Genomic DNA, 18,083 nt, shown 5'->3' with positions numbered 1-18,083 from the left:
GATGAATCCCCTCGCCACAGGGAGTCCATTGCTCACCCAGACACATCATGGGGATTTGAACAACATCCTTGTGGCGAGGGGATTTATCCCCGCTCGGCTGCGCAGCAGTCGCCATTTGCTCACATGCGGTGGGCCTGTAGAAACCGTGCTGGCAGGTTTTGGGGCTGCTTTGCAGCCCAGCGGGGATCAATCCCCTCGCCACAGGGAGTTCCTGCATGACTGATAAATCTGCTGGCCACAGGGAATCCATTGCTCGCACAGACAACATCCCGGGATGTGCACAGCCTAGTTGTGGCTAGGGGATTTATCCCCGCTCGGCTGCGAAGCAGTCGCAACTTGCTCACATGCGGTGTGCCTGTAGAAACCGTGGTGGCAGGTTTTGGGGCTGCTTTGCAGCCCAGCGGGGATGAATCCCCTCGCCACAGGGAGTCCATTGCTCACCCAGACACATCATGGGGATTTGAACAACATCCTTGTGGCGACGGGATTTATCCCCGCTCGGCTGCGCAGCAGTCGCCATTTGCTCACATGCGGTGGGCCTGTAGAAACCGTGGTGGCAGGTTTTGGGGCCGCTTCGCAGCCCAGCGGGGATGAATCCCCTCGCCACAGGGAGTTCCCGCTCGGCTGCGCAGCAGTCGCTATTTGCTCACATGCGGTGGGCCTGTAGAAACTGTGGTGGCAGGTTTTGGGGCTGCTTTGCAGCCCAACGGGGATAAATCCCCTCGCCACGGGAGTTCCCGCAAGACTGATAAATCTGCTGGCCACAGGGAGTCCATTGCTCACACAGACACATCCTTGGAATGTGAACAGCATCTTTGTGGCGAGGGGATTTATCCCCGCTCGGCTGCGCAGCAGTCGCCATTTGCTCACACGCGGTGTGCCTGTAGAAACTGTGGTGACAGGTTTTGGGGCTGCTTTGCAGCCCAGCGGGGATGAATCCCCTCGCCACAGTGTTTGTTCCGGTTTTATTCAGATAAAGCGCCGGCTCCGCTCTTCACATTTTTTTCACCGGCTTCAACCACCGTCTAAGCTTCAGACAAGTCCGATCAATCTGCGTGAATGGATCAGTCGACTATGGGCGCTTTGTGGCAAACCGATTCGAGTAAAACCGTGGTTCAGACTGAAAGTGTGAATGAAGCGCCTGTCCCTGAAAAACCCCGTCGCAACCGGCACGGGTGGAAGGCTTTCTGGTTGCTGTTTTTGATCATTGCGGTGGTGGTGGGACTCGCTGCGTCCAAGGAAATGCGCACTTCGCGCTTTCAAGCGCGAGAGCTGAGCCAGTACGCCGCTTCGCTGACCTACAAACTTGAACCCGGCCCCAGCGAAGCGATTCGTTATCCGGGCAACGGGCCGTTCGATCTGCGCCTGGGTTACAGCTCTCTGGACGAATTCCTGCCGCGCCTGCTCAAGCGCAACTATGTGATCACCGAGCAGACACGCTTCTCCCCTGCCCTGCTCGGTTACACCGACAAAGGCCTGTTCGTGCCGTATTCGGAAAAGATCCAGGCCGGGCTGTCGATCACCGATTGCCGAGGCGCGCCGCTGTATCGATACAACTATCCGCAGCAACTGTATGCCGATTTCGCGGCGATTCCGCCGGTGGTGGTCAGCAGTTTGCTGTTCATCGAAAACCGCTTTCTGCTCGATCCGAAACAACCGCTGGCCAACCCGGCGGTCGACTGGCCGCGTTTCGGCATGGCCGCGTGGTCGCAAGTGGCGAAACTGCTGCGCCTGCCCGGGCAATCCGCCGGCGGCAGTACCCTGGCAACGCAACTGGAAAAGTATCGCCACTCGCCCGATGGCCTGACCGTGTCGGGCGCGGAGAAGATCCGCCAGATGATTTCCGCCAGCGTGCGCGCCTATCAGGATGGCCCGCAGACCCTCGGTTCGCGGCAGAACATCGTGCGCGACTACCTCAACAGCGTGCCGCTCTCGGCGGTGCCCGGCCACGGTGAAGTGCACGGCATGGCCGAAGGTTTGCGGGTCTGGTACGGCAGTGATTTCAACAAGGCCAACGAGCAACTGAACAGCCCGAAGACCGATCCGCAGACCATGGCCGCCAAAGGTTTGGCCTTGCGTGAAATGCTCTCGCTGATGATCGCCCAGCGCCGTCCTTCGCATTACCTGACCAAGGGCCGCGACGAATTGGCCAGCCTCACCGACAGCCACCTGCGCCTGCTCAAGCAGAACGGCGTGATCGACAGCGCTATGGCCGACGCCGCGCTGGCAAGCACCGTGTCATACCGCGACTGGCAGACCCAGCCAACGATGCAGCCGATTGAAACCAACAAAGGCATCAGCGTTGCCCGCAGTCGTTTGGCGAGCATGCTCAACCGGCCGCTTTACGACCTCGATCGTCTCGACCTGTCAGCCACCAGCACCCTGCAGGGCGATCTGCAAACCCAGGCCACGGCTTATCTGAAAAAACTTGCCGACCCGGCCTATGCCGCGGAAATCGGTCTGCTCGGCGAACGCCTGCTGACGCCGACCAGCACCACGCAAGTGCGCTACAGCTTCACCTTGTTCGAACTGACCCCGGACGGCTCGCGCGTACGCGTGCAGACCGACAGCACCGATCAGCCGTTCGACATCAACGAAGGCAGCAAGCTCGAACTCGGCTCCACGGCGAAAATGCGTGTGCTGACCACGTACCTGCAAATCGTCGCCGAGCTGCACGACAAATACGGCACGATGAGCGGACCGGAACTGAAAAAAGTCGAAGTGCCCGATCAGGACCGCCTCAGCCGCTGGGTCATCGACTACCTGATCCAGAACAAGGATCACGATCTGTCGAAGCTGCTCGGCGCCGCGCTGGATCGCAAATATTCAGCCAGCCCCGGCGAGGCGTTTTTTACCGGCGGCGGCCTGCACAGATTCAACAACTTCCGCAAAGAGGACAACGGTCGCCTGCCGACCCTGCGCGATTCGCTGCGCGAGTCGATCAACCTGCCGTTCATTCGGCTGATGCGCGACATCGTCCGTTACACCACCTACTCAGGCCCCAACGGCGAATTGCTCAAGGATGATCGCGACCCGCGCCGTCAGGAATATCTGGCCAGTTTCGCCGACCGCGAAGGCACCTCGTTCCTGCTCAAGTTCTGGAAGAAGTACAAGAACAAGGACACCCAGGCGCGCCTGGAAACTTTCCTCGACAGCATCCGCCCGACGCCGATTCGCATGGCGGCGGTGCACCGTTATCTGTTGCCGGATGCCAGCCAGGAAGACTTCAACAGCTTTGTTCGCGCCCACCTCAAAGGCGCCAAGCTCAAGGAGAAACTCACCGATGACCGCCTGATCCGCCTCTACGATGCCTACGGCCCCGGCAGTTACGATTTGCCCGACCAGGGTTTCATCGCCAAGGTGCATCCGCTGGACCTGTGGATGATGGGTTATCTGCTGCATCACCCGGAAGCGACCTTCAGCGAGATCGTCAAGGCCAGCCATTTTGAACGTCAGGAAGTCTACAGCTGGCTGTTCAAGAGCCGGCACAAAGGCGCGCGCGACAGCCGCATTCGCACCATGCTCGAGATCGAAGCGTTCCTCGACATTCATCAGCGCTGGCAAAAAGTCGGCTACCCGTTCGATCACCTGGTGCCGTCACTGGCCACCGCCATCGGCAGTTCCGGCGACCGTCCCGCCGCGCTCGCCGAGCTGATCGGCACCATCCTCAACGACGGCGTACGCATGCCGACGCTGCGCATCGACAGCCTGCATTTCGCCGCCGATACGCCGTACGAAACCAGACTGGTCAACGACCCGCACGTGGGTAAACGCGTGATGCCGGTGGAAGTGGCCAGAGCCATGCGCGAGGCGTTGTCGCAAGTGGTCGATGCAGGTACCGCCAAACGGCTGTCCGGCAGTTTCAAACTGCCCGACGGCACGCCGCTGGCCATGGGCGGCAAGACCGGCACCGGCGACAACCGCATTGCGGCGATCGGCTCCGGCGGGCGGATTATCAGTTCGAAGTCGATCAACCGCACGGCGACCTTCGTGTTCTACATCGGCGATCACCATTTCGGCACCCTCACCGCGTTCGTCCCGGGGCGCTCGGCAGAGAACTTCAAGTTCACCTCGGCCCTGCCCACGCAGGTGCTCAAGGGCATGGCGCCGATTCTCACGCCGTATCTGCAACCGGGCAGTGACTCGCAATGTCGTCCGGCGGAAAATCCACCCGTGGTTACCACCGGGCCGGCGCAGTTGGCAATCCTGTCCGGATGACATCGCATTACTGCTCTTGCTTCCGTCGCAAAGACCGCGAGGAGTCCTGCCAGGCTGGCCCCGTTCAGCCGCGCAAGACGCTGGGACCCGATCAAGCGTCTGAACGCAGCCAGACTGGCATGGGCTGCTTGACCGGAATCGCGCTTAACCTACCTCTGAATCCCAGATCACCGTGACATTGCCCGAATAGGTGCGCGCTTGCCCTTCCCTGATCATTCTTTCCACCGCATCGCGGGCCACTTCGAAATGCAGCGTGCCCACCTTGCGGTCCAGATAAAAGCTCGGCTGAAACAACTCGGTGCCCGTGCCATCGCGCAGCAATCGCCGGCGATTGACCGCTTGTCCGGCGCCATCGGTCAGCCCGTTGGGCAGGCTGACACTGACTTCCAGTGGTACCGCATGGCCGGTTCCCGATTCCCGTATCAAGCAGTCGTTGACGAAGAAGTACTGGCACTCGATGTTCATCTTGAAGCGGCTCGAGGCCGAGATATTGAACGTCTGGTCACGCATCAGCCGGGTCGGCTTGCGGCCCTCGTTCAGCCACGACTGCCAACCGCCCACCGGTTGCAGCGCCACGCGGTTGCCGCCGGGAGGAATATCGACCTTCATGGTGTGCGTAACCCTCAAATTGAAATTGAGGGTCAGAATCGAGTCGTTCGGGATCATCACATCGCCCATGTCGAAATCCATGTTCGGACCGACGGTGTAGGTAATGGCACCGGTGTAGTCGCCAGCATCCATTTTCAGCGGATCCGGCGTGCGCAGTTCGTAGGCAAAGACGAAATATTGATAGTTCATGCCAAGCGGTATATCGAACTGAGCTTTCTTGGCGCAGGCCCCCGCCCCTTCCGGAACTCTCCAGAAGCTGTTGTAACCATGATATCCCGCTGTATGGGTACCGACACTCAGACACGGTGGCGGAGCGTAGACCCAGCCGCCGCCCTCCCACAAGTCATCCCACCAGCCGCCTCCGGTCAGCTCGACGACCGACAACGGGAAGCCCGCCTCGTGACCAACACCGGCGATTCTCACCTCGACAACGTGGCTATCACCGGCAGCGTTGGTCACCGAAACAGTCCTCCAGTCGGACGGCACTTTGGCCATGCCACCCTGGCGCGGATCGGCGTGGTTGGCCTGAATCGGTGCATTGGCGGCGAACGGAATTTGCGCGATCAGGCTGAACAGCCCCAAAGACTCGCACGTTGCCGGTACCTGACGGCAGAACCCCTGGGATGGGGTCTGATTCTTGAACTGATTTTTTTGCGGATTGGCAAAGTCCGGCTCGAAGGTGGCATCAATGTTGTGCACTTCGGCCGCTGCCGCAGCGCTGAACAACGTCAACAGCAATCCGATCCATGGGCGGATGCCCGGGGCGCTAGAAAAAATCATGGGTGGTCTCCAGAAAATACTTCGATACCAGCATTGCGCGAGCCATCTCACTCGCCGGGCGCTCGGGCACTGAACAGCAACAGCACGTTGCCGGCGTAATCCCCGGGGCGGTAGCCGCCCTCCGGGCTGATCGGGTCGATCTGCAACAGCACCCGTGTCCCCGCAGCGGCCTCGGCCTGCGACACCACCTCGCGCGGCGCCATCTCGGCGCTCAGCTCCACCTTGTTAAAGGTCACGCGCAGACTGATATCGTCTGCCGGCCGACCGTTCGAAAGGTAGGGCGCGGATTCCAGCCGCGCTTCAATCGCACTGGTGTCGTGACGCACATCAAAGTACTTGCGCACACTGCCCAGGCTTGAGGTCGAGTGATTCCAGTCGAGCCGCTGCGGTCGGTGAATCCAGTCCGGCACCGCGGGAATGATGTAGAACGAACGGTTTGGCACTTCCACTGTCACTTCGAACGTGTGTGCTTCCCGAGCCGCCCAGGCCGCATCGCTGGTCAGAGCCGCCGCGGCTATCAGCGCGACGACGGTGCATTGCTTGATCATGTTGGTTACCCGTTGCGTCAATGAAAAGCAGACCTAGCGGCTGCTGACCGTCAGGTTCTTCTTCTCGCTGCCTTCGATCAGGAAGAAGCGGTACCCACGGCCCTTTTCCTTGTCGAAAGCGAACGTCTTGCCCGCCAGCACATGGTGTTTGGTGGTCACACCGCAGTCGGTTTCGTCGCTCAACGAGCAGTTTCTGAACTCGTCGACAATCACCACGGTGTTGCCGTCATTGCGCAATTCGTAGCGGCTGTCGGTTTCATTGATCGTCGTGGCGAACCGTGCGTCCTTGGGCCGTACGAAGAACACCGTGCCGAAACCGGTCATCACGTTGACCCCGGCCGTCAGTGCCTTTTTGTAGTCTTCCCGTTCTTCCTGGCTGACAGCGAACTCGTCTTCCATTTCCGGCACCACCGGCACGAATCGCACGCGGAAGTAACGCTCGCGATCGCGTTCACCCATGTACAGCAAGCGGGTGCCCTGCATGCCCTCGGCCGGGACGATCAGCCGCGCCGGGCTGGCCATCAGGCCGTTGCGCGAAGCGCCGTCGGCAGCGTTCTCAACCGGGATTTCCTTCGGCGTGCCGTCGGCATCGTAGACAATCTCCAGAACGTTTACCTTGACGAACGCGGTGGCATCGCCGCTGTTGAACACCCGTTTCAGATAGGTACTCTTGTCGCCATCCATATAGTCGTACACCGTACCGACATTGATCTGCGGCCCGGCCTGCGCCGTCAGGCAAAACACGCTGAGCACGCCCAGCAAAAAACCACGGTTCATCACTTCAACTCCATGAAAAAAAGGAACAAGGCGCCGGCGCGCACGTTCATACGTCGGCTTCCCGGATAACGCTGATATTGCCGCTGCGCGTGTCGCCCAAATGTGGACCTGGTCATCGGTTCAGCCCGCCTTCTGCGCGGTGACACCGACGTCGGCCACGGTGTCTGGCGTGCAGCGCAGATCGCCTATCATCAGGACGTTGTTTTCACTGCGGTACTGGTTGGCATCGAGGCGGAACTGACACAGCAAGCGATTATCGCGACGGATTTCGAGGGTCGGCGAACCGGCGTTCATCTCCATTGAAAAGAACCCGTCGACCTCGGTGACGCCACGGCTGGCATGGTTGATCACATGATGGCCCTTGAGCGGCTGCCCTGCTTCATCGATCAGTCGACCGAGCACTGTCAGGGTTTTCATCACACGGATCTTGCGATACTCCACCCCGCCCTTGTTCAGGTGATAGCGAGTGCGCGCCGGCTCGATGGTCGCTGCGGGCACGTTATTGCCCTCGAAGTCGAAGCTCACGGAGCTGTTCTGATAGGCCGTGATCGGGATGAAATTGCGCCCCGGCTTCAAGGCAGCGCTGCTCCCGCTATAGTCGTCGGCACGCAGGACGATGTCGTCGATGTCCGATTCGACATCGACGATCATCCCGGCGCCGCGCACTTCGCTGTGATTGGTCATGAGCATCCGCTCGCCACCGACGACCAGCGTGCTGTCGAGGTTGAGGCCGCCGGTGAAATTGCCGTTGTAGGACGAGCGTTGAATAAAGCCATCGCCGTTGACCGCATCGGTGCGGAAATTGGCCAGGCTGGACATGCCCAGGCCGTAGGTATCGGTGAGCGCCGTGACCGAGACGCTTTGCAGCACGTGATCCTTGAAATCCTTGCGCCAGCCGAGCGAGGCGTTGTTGTCGCGCTCGCCATCACGGGCGGTGCGTGAGCCGATGCTGCCGGTGAGCTGCTGACCGGGCGCGCCGAGCGCCAGATTGATGCTCAGATCGATCCCGCGATTGCGCGCATCGCCGCTGCTGAAACTGCCCGGACGATCAAAGACCGACAGGCGCCAACTGGCATCACTGCCCAGCAGCACAGTGCGCTGGGTCCAACCCAGATCCAGGCCCATGCCTTCGACATTGCCTTCGCTGTGCGAAACCCGGGCATTGACCGAACTCTTGCTGCTCACCCGATGATTGAGCGCCAGCGATGAATTGCTGGTCTGGCCGACGAACACGTTACGCGGACGAACGCGTGTGCCGTCGGGCAGCGTTTCGTAGGTGTTGGTGGTGTCGAGCCAGCTGCGGTTGTGGCTGATCACCAGACTGCCCGCGCCGTAGTTGTACAGGCTTTGCAGATCCAGACCGGTGCCGTAATCCTCGGTCTTGTAGACATTGGCATACAGGCTGAGGTGGTTGGCCAGCGTCCAGTCGATGGATGTGCCGTACTGCAGCTTTTCGCGAATTTGCCGCGCCGATGCGCCGAGAATCACCCGCGGATGCAACAGATAGTTGAGCGATGCACCGGCGGTCGGGCTGCCACTGCTTTGCTTGTCCCAGTTACTCAACAGTTTGCTTTCTTCGCCGGCAAATACGTTGTAGCGCCAGCGCTCATCGAGGTTGCGCCAGTTGCTCGGCTTGTAGACCAGTTCCTGCGTGGTGGAGGTGATCTGGCCGTCCTCGATCAGGCGAACCTCCACTTCGTAAATGCCACCCGGCAGCGGCCGCGTATCGAGCGACTGCAGACCGGCGGGCACCGATTGCGTGTTGATCAGCAAACCATTGCGCCAGATTTCCACTGCCCCCTGACGATTGGCGGTCACGTAGATCGGATACACGCTCGGCATCGGCGTGTTGATCGCCAGACTGTCGGAGCTGCCATACATGAGGCCTACAGCGGTGTCGGGGCTGGTGCCGAACGTGCGCGGCTGACGCATCAGCCCTTCGGAATTGGGGGTGAAATAGCCCAGGCGAAAGAAACTGCCTTGCAGTTCGCGCTGGGTGTGCAGCTCATGCACGGCGTGATACAGCTTGGTGTCAGGACCGCCGAGCCGGGCCATTTGCAGGTTGAGGGTCTGGCTCCAGTTGCCCAGACTGGAACTGGCTTCCAGGCCGAAGCGCCCACCCAGATCCTGATCCTGACCGCCATTGAGATTGAGTTGATTGCGCACCATCAGGCCACGACTGCCGCCATCGGGTTGCTCGTAATAACGCTTGGCCTGAACATCGCGCTCGGCATTTTCAGTGAGGATCGAAACCAGCGAACTTTGCAGGTTGTAGTGCACCGCCAGAAACTGATCGGGACACGAACCGCTGCACGCGCCCAGAGGCACACCGGGTTTGAGGTAGCTCGCCCACTTTTCCCGCTCGGCCGGGCCAAAGCGGTTTTCGCTGGTATCGGTGAATTCGAGAAGCGTGATGCGGTCATCTCGCGACAGCACCACCATGGCTTCGCCCAGCGGCTGCTGATCGACTTCGACCCGCACCGCCAGCGGTACATCAAAGAAATGCTCCTCGAAATCCGCCGGCAAGCCTTTGGCCTGCGCCAGCAAACTGCGTGGCGTGGTACCGGTGGCGTCGGAAGCCATGACTGCGCTGGCACAGAACAACAGCGCAAGCGCAGCCGCGATGGGTGTCATCGGGAACATGAACTCGTACTCTGATTTTCAGACAATGAAAGTCCGTCGGGGCAAACACGGATGTTTGCCCCGCGGTCAAACCCACGGTGAAGGTGGGCGTCTAGCAGACGATCATGCGATCAGCGCGAACCGACCGGAGGTACCGCATCGAAAACCATTGCAATAGTTCCGGTGTAATCACCCGGCGCGTATGTGGAGCTGGCACGCGGAGCGATTTTCAGCAATGCGCGGTAGCTACTGTCGGATTCATCTTCACCCACAACCATTTGTGGCACTTGGGTAAGAATCTTGCCGTTGAATTCAACGTCCAGGGCAATCTGATCGACACCCGATTGCAGCATAGGGATGCCATTGAGGCTGGCGTGAACGGAGCCGTCAGTGTTACGTACGTCAAAGTAACCTTTGACCTCGGTCATCTTGCCGGTGGCAGGGTTGTAGCTCATGTCCTGGTCCTTGTTGACCAGATCAGGGTCGACCGGCACCACAAAGAAGCTGGTGGTTGGCACTGTGGCGACAAGACTGATGGAGTGCGACGCCTCGCCCGCAGCGAAGGCAGTGGAGGACATTGCCAGAAGAGCCAGTGGAGCAGCGATTGCGAATTTCTTGAACATCGTTCAGTACCTGTTTGCTTTATATAAGGGGGTGTCATTGAAAGTTCATAACCTTTTGCTCGTCGACCGCTGAAGCAACTTGAACTTTCAATGCCGGGCATCATCGACTGTTGCCTCTGGAATGTAAGCAGGCAACTTCCGACAAACTTGTAGTTAAACAACCCCACACCCCGCCAGAAAAAAGAACAAAAAACAGATACTTGCAACATTCGCTGTAAGTTGCGCCCTACACACAGCTACAGGCAAAAAACCATACAGCAACTTAACCGCTTTAACGCGGCAACTTGCGAGAAATTAGAATATATACTCAAGCACAACTAGAGCGATAACTTTAACTTTAAGGTCACCCCTTTTTATTTTTTGATAGGGAAGAGTTTTGTGGCTTTTTTTACGCCGACCGCTCGTCCGCCGAGCGGCGCCAGAGGCTAAAAACGTCTTGCACAGCGATTAAGATATATCTTAAGTTGTATCTAAATACGACGAAAGAGAAGCGAAATGAGAGACCATCATTCCCCCCACCGCGAGCATGGCGATGGCCGCGATGGCTTCGAGAAGCGCCCCGGTCGCGAACGCGGCGGCCGCGGCCCGCGAGTCTTCGCCCCCGGCGACTTGAAATTGCTGTTGCTGGCGCTGATCGCCGAGCAGCCCTGCCACGGATACGACCTGATCCGCCAGATCGAAGGCATGTTCGACGGCGCCTACAGCCCCAGCCCCGGGGTGATCTACCCGACCCTGACCTTTCTGGAAGAGAGCGATCTGATCGCCGGTGATGCCGAGGCCGGCAAAAAGCGTTACAGCGTCACCGACGCCGGTCGTTTGTCTTTAAGTGAACAAGCGGTAGCGCTCGACGGCGTCCGCATGCGCATCGACGTCAGCAAGCGCTCGCTGCGCGGGCATGATCGTCCGGCGGAAATCCACGAAGCGGTGCACAACCTGCGTCATGCCCTGCAACTGCACCACGGGCGCTGGAGCGCCGAGGAAATCCTGCGCGTGCGCGACCTGCTCAACGACACCGCCAAAGCCATCGTCGACGGCCCTGCCGTTCAACCTGCCACGGAGAAAGCCGAATGACTGCAGTCGATACTCAAACCATTTACCGCGTGATGCACGAAATCAAACGGCGCAAACTTGAAGTGCTGCGCGTCACCCACCTGACCCCGCGCATGCGCCGCATCACGCTCGGCGGGCCGGAACTGGCCGGGTTCATCAGCCTGGGGACGGACGATCACGTCAAACTGCTGTTCCCGCAGAACGCCGAACAGGCTGCCGCGCTGGAGACGATGCAACTCGGCGCCGGCAAGGACAACGGGCCGATGCCCGAGATGCGCGACTACACACCGCGTCGTTACGACCTGGAAAAAATGGAGCTGGACATCGATTTCGTCCTGCACGGTGACGGCCCTGCCTCGACCTGGGCGGAACAGGCGCAACCGGGGCAGTTCCTGCATATCGGCGGGCCGCGCGGTTCGATGATCGTGCCGGACATCTTTGACAGCTACCTGCTGATCGGCGACGAAACCGCCCTCCCCGCCATCGCCCGCCGCCTCGAAGGTCTGACGGCAAATCGCAAGGCGCTGGTGGTGATCGAGGTGGAAAACGGTGCCGAACAGCAAGTGCTGGAAAGCGCGGCGCAGTTCAATGTGATCTGGGTGCTGCGTGAAGGTGGCAAGGACAACCTGCTGACGACGGTCAAACAACTGCAAGTGCCCAAGGGCAATCTGTATGCCTGGGTAGCGACCGAGACCAAGGTCTCACGGCAGATCCGCCGGGTGCTGATCGATGAGCATGGGCTCGATGAACAGTTCATCAAGGCTGTTGGCTACTGGCGGGCGGAAGGCTCTGAGGAAGAGTGATCTCTTCCTGACCCATATCACCTTGGGGAGCGAGCCTGCTCGCGAAGGCGTCGGCACAGTCGAAAGATTTGCTGACTGACGCACCGCATTCGCGAGCAGGCTCGCTCCCACACTGGATCTCAACTTTGTGCGGACAATCTGCGGTCGAGGCCGATAATCAGCAACCCCACCAACACAAACCCCACCAATATCCCCCCGGCATTTGCCAGCACCTGTGGATAACCCAACACCGCGACATCAATGAACGGATACGCATAGGCGCCGAGCAGATGTCCGCGCAGCAAGGCGTAGATGAAATACACCAAGGGGTAGATCAGCCACAGCGGCAAGTGCCACAAGCGCAACGTGCCTTTGGGGACGCAGCACCACCAATAGCCGAGAAACAGCAATGGCATGACGTCGTGGAGCAATTCATCGGCAACAAACTGCCAGCCTTCGGGATGCCACAAATGCCGCAGCAGGATGCTGTAGGCCAGAGCGACGACGGCGATGCTCACAGCGATCCCGCTGCTGACCCACGGTTGCAGAAACCAGCGCCGCGCGGCGGATTCGCGCTCGGTGACCGCGCAGGTCAGCACCGTCGCCACCAGGGTGTTGGTCAATATGGTGAAGTAGCTGAAGAAACTCACCAGCCCGCCCAGCAGGCTGGCGCCGATGCTCAATCGTGCGAAGAGAATCAGGTACAGCTGAATTGCCAGCCCTGCCCAGCCCAGCACGGCCAGGCCGGTGATCAGGCGTTGGCGCCTCGCGCTGTCCATCTCAGAGCGGTCGCTTGGTGCGCATCAGCTTCACGTACAGGCGCTCGACCTTCTCCCGCGCCCACGGGGTTTTACGCAGGAAGGTCAGGCTCGACTTGATGCTCGGATCGCTCTTGAAACAACGGATGTCGATACGCTCGGCCAGCCCCGACCACTCGTAGTGAGTCACCAGTGCATTGAGGATCTGTTCGAGGGTCACGCCGTGCAGCGGATCGGGGGATTGTTCGTTCATGCCGGGCCTTTGGGCGAAGTGATATGCAGAAGCCGCGCACCTTAGCCGAGGGGCCGAGCGGGTGGAAGGCCTTCCTGCAAATGTAGGCCAACCCGGGAAGGTCGCAGGCTGTGGCCCGACTCACAATGCGCCCGTTTGCCGCACTGTTACCGAATCCGAAACGCTGCATGTTTGCAAAAGCCCTTTCTCAATTTGTTACAGATCATTATCCTGCCGCCCTTCCGCTGAAACGCTTCACTGCCTGCGACAATCTGAAGCGCTCGGCCTGCACTCGAAAAACATCAAAAAAAGACTTCTTCATGCCTGACTTTTCCTTCTCCCGAGACAGCGCTATCTCTGCCCTGCGCACCCTTGGCGGCTGCACCGCCCTTGGCTTGGCTACCTGTGCCCACGCGGCGCCGGCCTTCGACAGTGAATCACCGTACATGCTCGGTGACTGGAACGGCACGCGCACGCAACTTGCGGAAAAAGGCTACGACTTCAAACTCGATTACACCGGCGAAATGGGCAGCAATCTGCACGGCGGTTACGATCACGACCGCACTGCCCGCTACAGCGACCAGTTCGGCCTCGGCACCCATCTGGATCTGCAGAAGATCCTCGGTTGGAACGACGCCGAATTTCAGCTGACCATCACCAAACGCAGCGGCAACAACATCAGCAACGACCGCATCAACGATCCACGCGTTGGCGGCTTCACTTCCGCCCAGGAAGTCTGGGGCCGTGGCCAGACCACGCGCCTGACGCAGATGTGGTACCAGCAGAAATTCTTCGATCAGAAGCTCGACATCAAGGTCGGCCGGTTCGGCGAAGGCGAAGACTTCAACAGCTTCCCTTGCGACTTCCAGAACCTCGCGTTCTGCGGCTCGCAGGTCGGCAACTGGGTCGGCGGCATCTGGTACAACTGGCCGGTCAGCCAGTGGGCGCTGCGGGTCAAATATCACCTGACGCCGGAGCTGTATGCGCAGATCGGCGCCTACGAGCAGAACCCGTCAAACCTCGATCGCGGCAACGGCTTCAAACTCAGCGGCAGCGGCACCCAGGGCGCGATCCTGCCGGTCGAACTGGTGTGGACGCCGAAGCTCAACGGCCTGCCGGGCGAATACCGCGCCGGTTACTACTACAGCAATGCCAAGGCCTCTGACGTTTATAAAGACCAGAACGGCCAACCGGCAGCGCTGAGCGGCGAAGCCTACCGCAGCGCGTCGAGCAAGCACGGCGTATGGCTGGGCGTGCAGCAACAGGTGACTAGTATCGCCAGCGACCACTCGCGCGGTTTGAGCCTGTTTGCCAACGCGACGATGCATGACAAGAAAACCAACGCCATCGACAACTACGTGCAGGCCGGCCTGACCTACAAAGGTCCGTTCGATGCCCGCGCCAAGGATGACATCGGTTTCGCCCTCGCTCGTGTGCACGTCAACCCGGCCTATCGCAAGAACGCCGAAATGACCAACCGCGCCAACGCCGTCTACGACTACGACAATCCGGCGTTCCTGCCACCGCAGGACACCGAATACAGCGCCGAGCTGTATTACGGCGTGCACGTGACCAACTGGCTGACCGTACGCCCGAACCTGCAATACATCCGCCACCCCGGTGGCGTGAACGACGTCGACGACGCCCTGATTGGCGGGATCAAGATCCAGTCGTCGTTCTAAAGATCACAGCTACCCCCTGTGGGAGCGAGCCTGCTCGCGAAGGCGGCCTGTCAGTCGCTGCAGTGTTGCCTGATACACCGCTTTCGCGAGCAGGCTCGCTCCCACAGGAATGCATTTCGTTAGCCGAACAAGTTTTTATCTGAACCATGCCTGCGCCAAATCGTCATCTAAAGTGACTACAGCGCGGGACTACATAAACGTCACGGAGAATCACACTATGAGCACCGAAAGTGCTTCGAGTCGGGGCCGTCTGCTACCGGGCCTGCTCGGCATCCTGCTTCTACTGATGGGCCTGGCCATGCTGGCCGGGGGAGTCAAGCTGAGCATGCTCGGCGGCTCGCTTTACTATCTGCTGGCCGGTATCGGCATCGCTTTGAGCGGCATCCTGCTGCTGATGCGTCGCCGCGCGGCGCTGGGCCTGTACGCCATCGTGCTGTTTGCCAGCACCGTGTGGGCATTGTGGGAAGTCGGTCTGGACTGGTGGCAACTGGTGCCGCGTCTGGCGCTGTGGTTTGTCCTCGGCTTCGTGATGCTGCTGCCGTGGTTCCGTCGTCCGCTGCTGCTCAGCGGCCCGGCGAAAATCGGCACTGGCGGCCTGACCGTCGCTGTGATCCTGGCCGGCGTTACCGCTCTGGCCAGCCTGTTCACCCATCCGGGCGAAACCTTCGGTGAACTGGGCCGCGACAGCGCGGACATGACCAGCACCGCACCGGCCATGCCGGATGGCGACTGGCAAGCGTACGGTCGCACCGAGTTCGGTGACCGCTACTCGCCGCTCAAGCAGATCACCCCGGAAAACGTCGGCAAGTTGCAGGAAGCCTGGCGCATCCAGACCGGCGACCTGCCAACTGCCGATGACCCGGTCGAGCTGACCAACGAAAACACTCCGCTCAAAGCCAACGGCATGGTCTACGCCTGCACCGCGCACAGCAAAGTGCTGGCACTGGACCCGGACACCGGCAAGGAAATCTGGCGCTTCGATCCACAGATCAAGAGCCCGGTCGGCTTCAAGGGCTTCGCCCACATGACTTGCCGTGGCGTTTCGTATTACGACGAAGCCGCCTATGCCAAGTCTGAAAACGCCGGTTCCGCTGTCATCTCCGAAGCCGGCCAATCCGTTGCTCAGGCCTGCCCGCGTCGTCTGTACCTGCCAACCGCTGATGCTCGCCTGATTGCGTTGAACGCCGACACCGGCAAGATCTGCGAAGGCTTCGGCAACAAAGGCGTGGTCGACCTGACCCAAGGCATCGGCCCGTTCACCGCCGGCGGCTACTACTCCACCTCGCCAGCGGCGATCACCCGTGATCTGGTGATCATGGGCGGTCACGTTACCGACAACGAATCGACCAACGAGCCATCGGGCGTGATCCGCGCCTTCGACGTGCGCGACGGTCACCTGGTGTGGAACTGGGACAGCGACAAGCCGGACGCCACCGAGCCTCTGGCCCCGGGCGAAACCTACAGCCGCAACTCGGCGAACATGTGGTCGCTGGCCAGCGTCGATGAAAAACTCGGCATGGTCTACCTGCCACTGGGCAACCAGACCCCTGACCAATGGGGCGGCAATCGCACCCCGGGCGCCGAGAAATTCAGCGCCGGCCTCGTTGCCTTGGATCTGGCTACCGGTAAAGTGCGCTGGAACTACCAGTTCACCCATCATGACCTGTGGGACATGGACGTCGGCAGCCAGCCTACCCTGCTCGACATGAAAACCGCCGACGGCGTGAAACCTGCGCTGATTGCCCCGACCAAACAGGGCAGCCTGTACGTCCTCGACCGTCGTGACGGCACGCCGATCATTCCGATCAAGGAAATCCCGGTACCTCAAGGCGCTGTCAAAGGCGACCACACCGCACCGACCCAGGCCCGTTCGGACCTCAACCTGCTGGCCCCGGACCTGACCGAAAAAGCCATGTGGGGCGCCAGCCCGTTCGACCAGATGCTGTGCCGCATCCAGTTCAAGGAACTGCGTTACGAAGGCCAGTACACCCCGCCATCGGAACAGGGCAGCCTGATCTATCCGGGTAACGTCGGCGTGTTCAACTGGGGCGGCGTCTCGGTCGACCCGGTTCGCCAGCTGCTGTTCACCAGCCCGAACTACATGGCCTTCGTCTCGAAAATGGTGCCACGCGAGCAAGTCGAAGCCGGCAGCAAGCGCGAGAGCGAAACCTCGGGCGTGCAGCCAAACACCGGCGCGCCATACGCGGTGATCATGCACCCGTTCATGTCGCCACTGGGCGTACCGTGCCAGGCCCCGGCCTGGGGCTACGTCGCCGGTATCGACCTGACCACCGGCAAAGTCGTGTGGAAACGCAAGAACGGCACCAGCCGCGACAGCTCGCCAATCCCGATCGGCTTCACCCTCGGCGTACCGAGCATGGGCGGTTCGATGGTTACTGCCGGCGGCGTCGGCTTCCTCAGCGGCACCCTCGACCAGTACCTGCGCGCCTATGACGTGAATACCGGTAAAGAGCTGTGGAAATCGCGCCTGCCAGCAGGCGGCCAAGCGACTCCGATGACCTACACCGGCAAGGACGGCAAGCAATACGTGCTGCTCGTTGTTGGCGGTCACGGCTCGCTGGGTACCAAGATGGGTGACTACATCATTGCGTACAAACTGCCGGAATAAGCGTTAGCTGGCGGTAAAAAAGAAGGCGCCACCCTGTGAGGGGGGCGCCTTTTTACATGGAGGACTGCCCAACATGCTCCATTCGCACCCAGGTGTATGGCGTCAATGAAGTCTGTCCACTTCGCCTTGGGCAATTCGGTGCTTTCAAGAAAAAATCAAAAGATCGCAACCTTCGAACGCTCGTCGTCAGCGTTGACCCGACAGCATCAAAAGGCTTTTCCTCCATTTGCCATCCCTTGCAATCGATCAATGATCAGTTGCTCGGCGTGCTTGCGGGTCTCCAGCAACAAACTCTTTTCCGTTTCGCTGTAGATCACCTGGAAACGCAAACCCGGTGTGTCGGAAGAATATTCGCGAATGATGAAATCCCTGTATTTCGTATCGGTATGACTCATGGTTCGATTCCTTGACGTTGGTAAATTCTCGAACACCGCTCTGGCGTTCGAGATTGAACTGCAATCTTCGGACGATTGAGTCAGTTGTCTACTGTCAGAAATTACAGGGGCTCAAGGCCAGTTCGAAATAAGCCGAACGGAACCCATCAAAACTCCATTTAATAGTTAAAGCTAACCAACACTCGCGTTTTTCGCTAGTTATGCAAAGACATTGTTAGATTCCACTAGGCATCCGTGCCGACCTGAAGGATCTTGCCACCGCCCAAAGGCCGCCAAGGTTAACAAGGTCAAAAACTTTGCAAACCTGAACACACACGCAGAAACACCTGTCTCTTATACACATCTGACGCTGCCGACGAACAGTGTATGGTGTAGATC

13 protein-coding genes are annotated in these 18,083 nt (G+C 59.8%); 5 read left to right on the top strand and 8 right to left on the bottom strand.

What is annotated here, in order from left to right; translation table 11 throughout:
- Positions 1-1,074: 1,074 nt before the first annotated feature.
- Entirely contained in the window at positions 1,075-4,218 is a 3,144-nt protein-coding gene (locus AC0IXA_RS24350) for a transglycosylase domain-containing protein (RefSeq protein WP_471814653.1), read from the top strand.
- A gap of 144 nt (positions 4,219-4,362) precedes the next feature.
- On the opposite strand, the gene AC0IXA_RS24345 is transcribed toward AC0IXA_RS24350, so the two are convergent.
- The 5 genes from AC0IXA_RS24345 to AC0IXA_RS24325 form a co-directional block, all read right to left on the bottom strand.
- Positions 4,363-5,607 (bottom strand): hypothetical protein, encoded by a 1,245-nt coding sequence (locus tag AC0IXA_RS24345; protein WP_471814652.1) that lies wholly within the window; start codon positions 5,605-5,607, stop codon positions 4,363-4,365.
- A gap of 47 nt (positions 5,608-5,654) precedes the next feature.
- Complete coding sequence (locus AC0IXA_RS24340) at positions 5,655-6,155, bottom strand: CS1 type fimbrial major subunit (protein WP_341638874.1); 501 nt, start codon at positions 6,153-6,155, stop codon at positions 5,655-5,657.
- Between the two features lie 33 nt (positions 6,156-6,188).
- Positions 6,189-6,932 (bottom strand): molecular chaperone, encoded by a 744-nt coding sequence (locus AC0IXA_RS24335; RefSeq protein ID WP_471814651.1) that lies wholly within the window; start codon positions 6,930-6,932, stop codon positions 6,189-6,191.
- 120 nt (positions 6,933-7,052) lie between these two features.
- On the bottom strand, positions 7,053-9,575 hold the full coding sequence (locus AC0IXA_RS24330; RefSeq protein WP_471814650.1) for a CS1-pili formation C-terminal domain-containing protein: 2,523 nt from the start codon (positions 9,573-9,575) through the stop codon (positions 7,053-7,055).
- A gap of 110 nt (positions 9,576-9,685) precedes the next feature.
- The gene (locus tag AC0IXA_RS24325; protein ID WP_125925662.1) at positions 9,686-10,177 is read right to left on the bottom strand and encodes a CS1 type fimbrial major subunit; all 492 of its coding nucleotides are present in this window, start codon (positions 10,175-10,177) and stop codon (positions 9,686-9,688) included.
- 495 nt (positions 10,178-10,672) lie between these two features.
- Here AC0IXA_RS24325 and AC0IXA_RS24320 point away from each other — a divergent pair, with 495 nt between their 5' ends.
- Entirely contained in the window at positions 10,673-11,248 is a 576-nt protein-coding gene (locus tag AC0IXA_RS24320; protein ID WP_024014184.1) for a PadR family transcriptional regulator, read from the top strand.
- Positions 11,245-12,030, top strand: coding sequence for a siderophore-interacting protein (locus AC0IXA_RS24315; protein WP_471814649.1), 786 nt, complete (start codon positions 11,245-11,247; stop codon positions 12,028-12,030). Before AC0IXA_RS24320 ends, AC0IXA_RS24315 begins: the two co-directional genes overlap by 4 nt.
- Positions 12,031-12,149: 119 nt before the next feature.
- Here AC0IXA_RS24315 and AC0IXA_RS24310 read toward each other — a convergent pair whose 3' ends face one another.
- Positions 12,150-12,788: a Pr6Pr family membrane protein gene (locus AC0IXA_RS24310; RefSeq protein WP_471814648.1), complete on the bottom strand. Its 639-nt coding sequence runs from the start codon at positions 12,786-12,788 to the stop codon at positions 12,150-12,152.
- 1 nt (position 12,789) lies between these two features.
- On the bottom strand, positions 12,790-13,020 hold the full coding sequence (locus AC0IXA_RS24305) for a VF530 family protein (protein WP_016773359.1): 231 nt from the start codon (positions 13,018-13,020) through the stop codon (positions 12,790-12,792).
- A gap of 299 nt (positions 13,021-13,319) precedes the next feature.
- Between AC0IXA_RS24305 and AC0IXA_RS24300 the strand changes: the two genes are divergently transcribed.
- A complete protein-coding gene (locus AC0IXA_RS24300; protein WP_471814647.1) occupies positions 13,320-14,681 on the top strand; it encodes a carbohydrate porin in 1,362 nt (453 codons plus the stop codon).
- Between the two features lie 217 nt (positions 14,682-14,898).
- On the top strand, positions 14,899-17,310 hold the full coding sequence (locus AC0IXA_RS24295; RefSeq protein WP_471814646.1) for a glucose/quinate/shikimate family membrane-bound PQQ-dependent dehydrogenase: 2,412 nt from the start codon (positions 14,899-14,901) through the stop codon (positions 17,308-17,310).
- Between the two features lie 206 nt (positions 17,311-17,516).
- Here the strand turns inward: AC0IXA_RS24295 and AC0IXA_RS24290 are convergent, their stop codons facing one another.
- Positions 17,517-17,705 (bottom strand): hypothetical protein, encoded by a 189-nt coding sequence (locus AC0IXA_RS24290; RefSeq protein ID WP_076564031.1) that lies wholly within the window; start codon positions 17,703-17,705, stop codon positions 17,517-17,519.
- Between the last annotated feature and the right edge of the window lie 378 nt (positions 17,706-18,083).

Source organism: Pseudomonas sp. AC083 (assembly GCF_979253165.1).
This window is presented reverse-complemented; position numbering and strand designations above follow the sequence as displayed.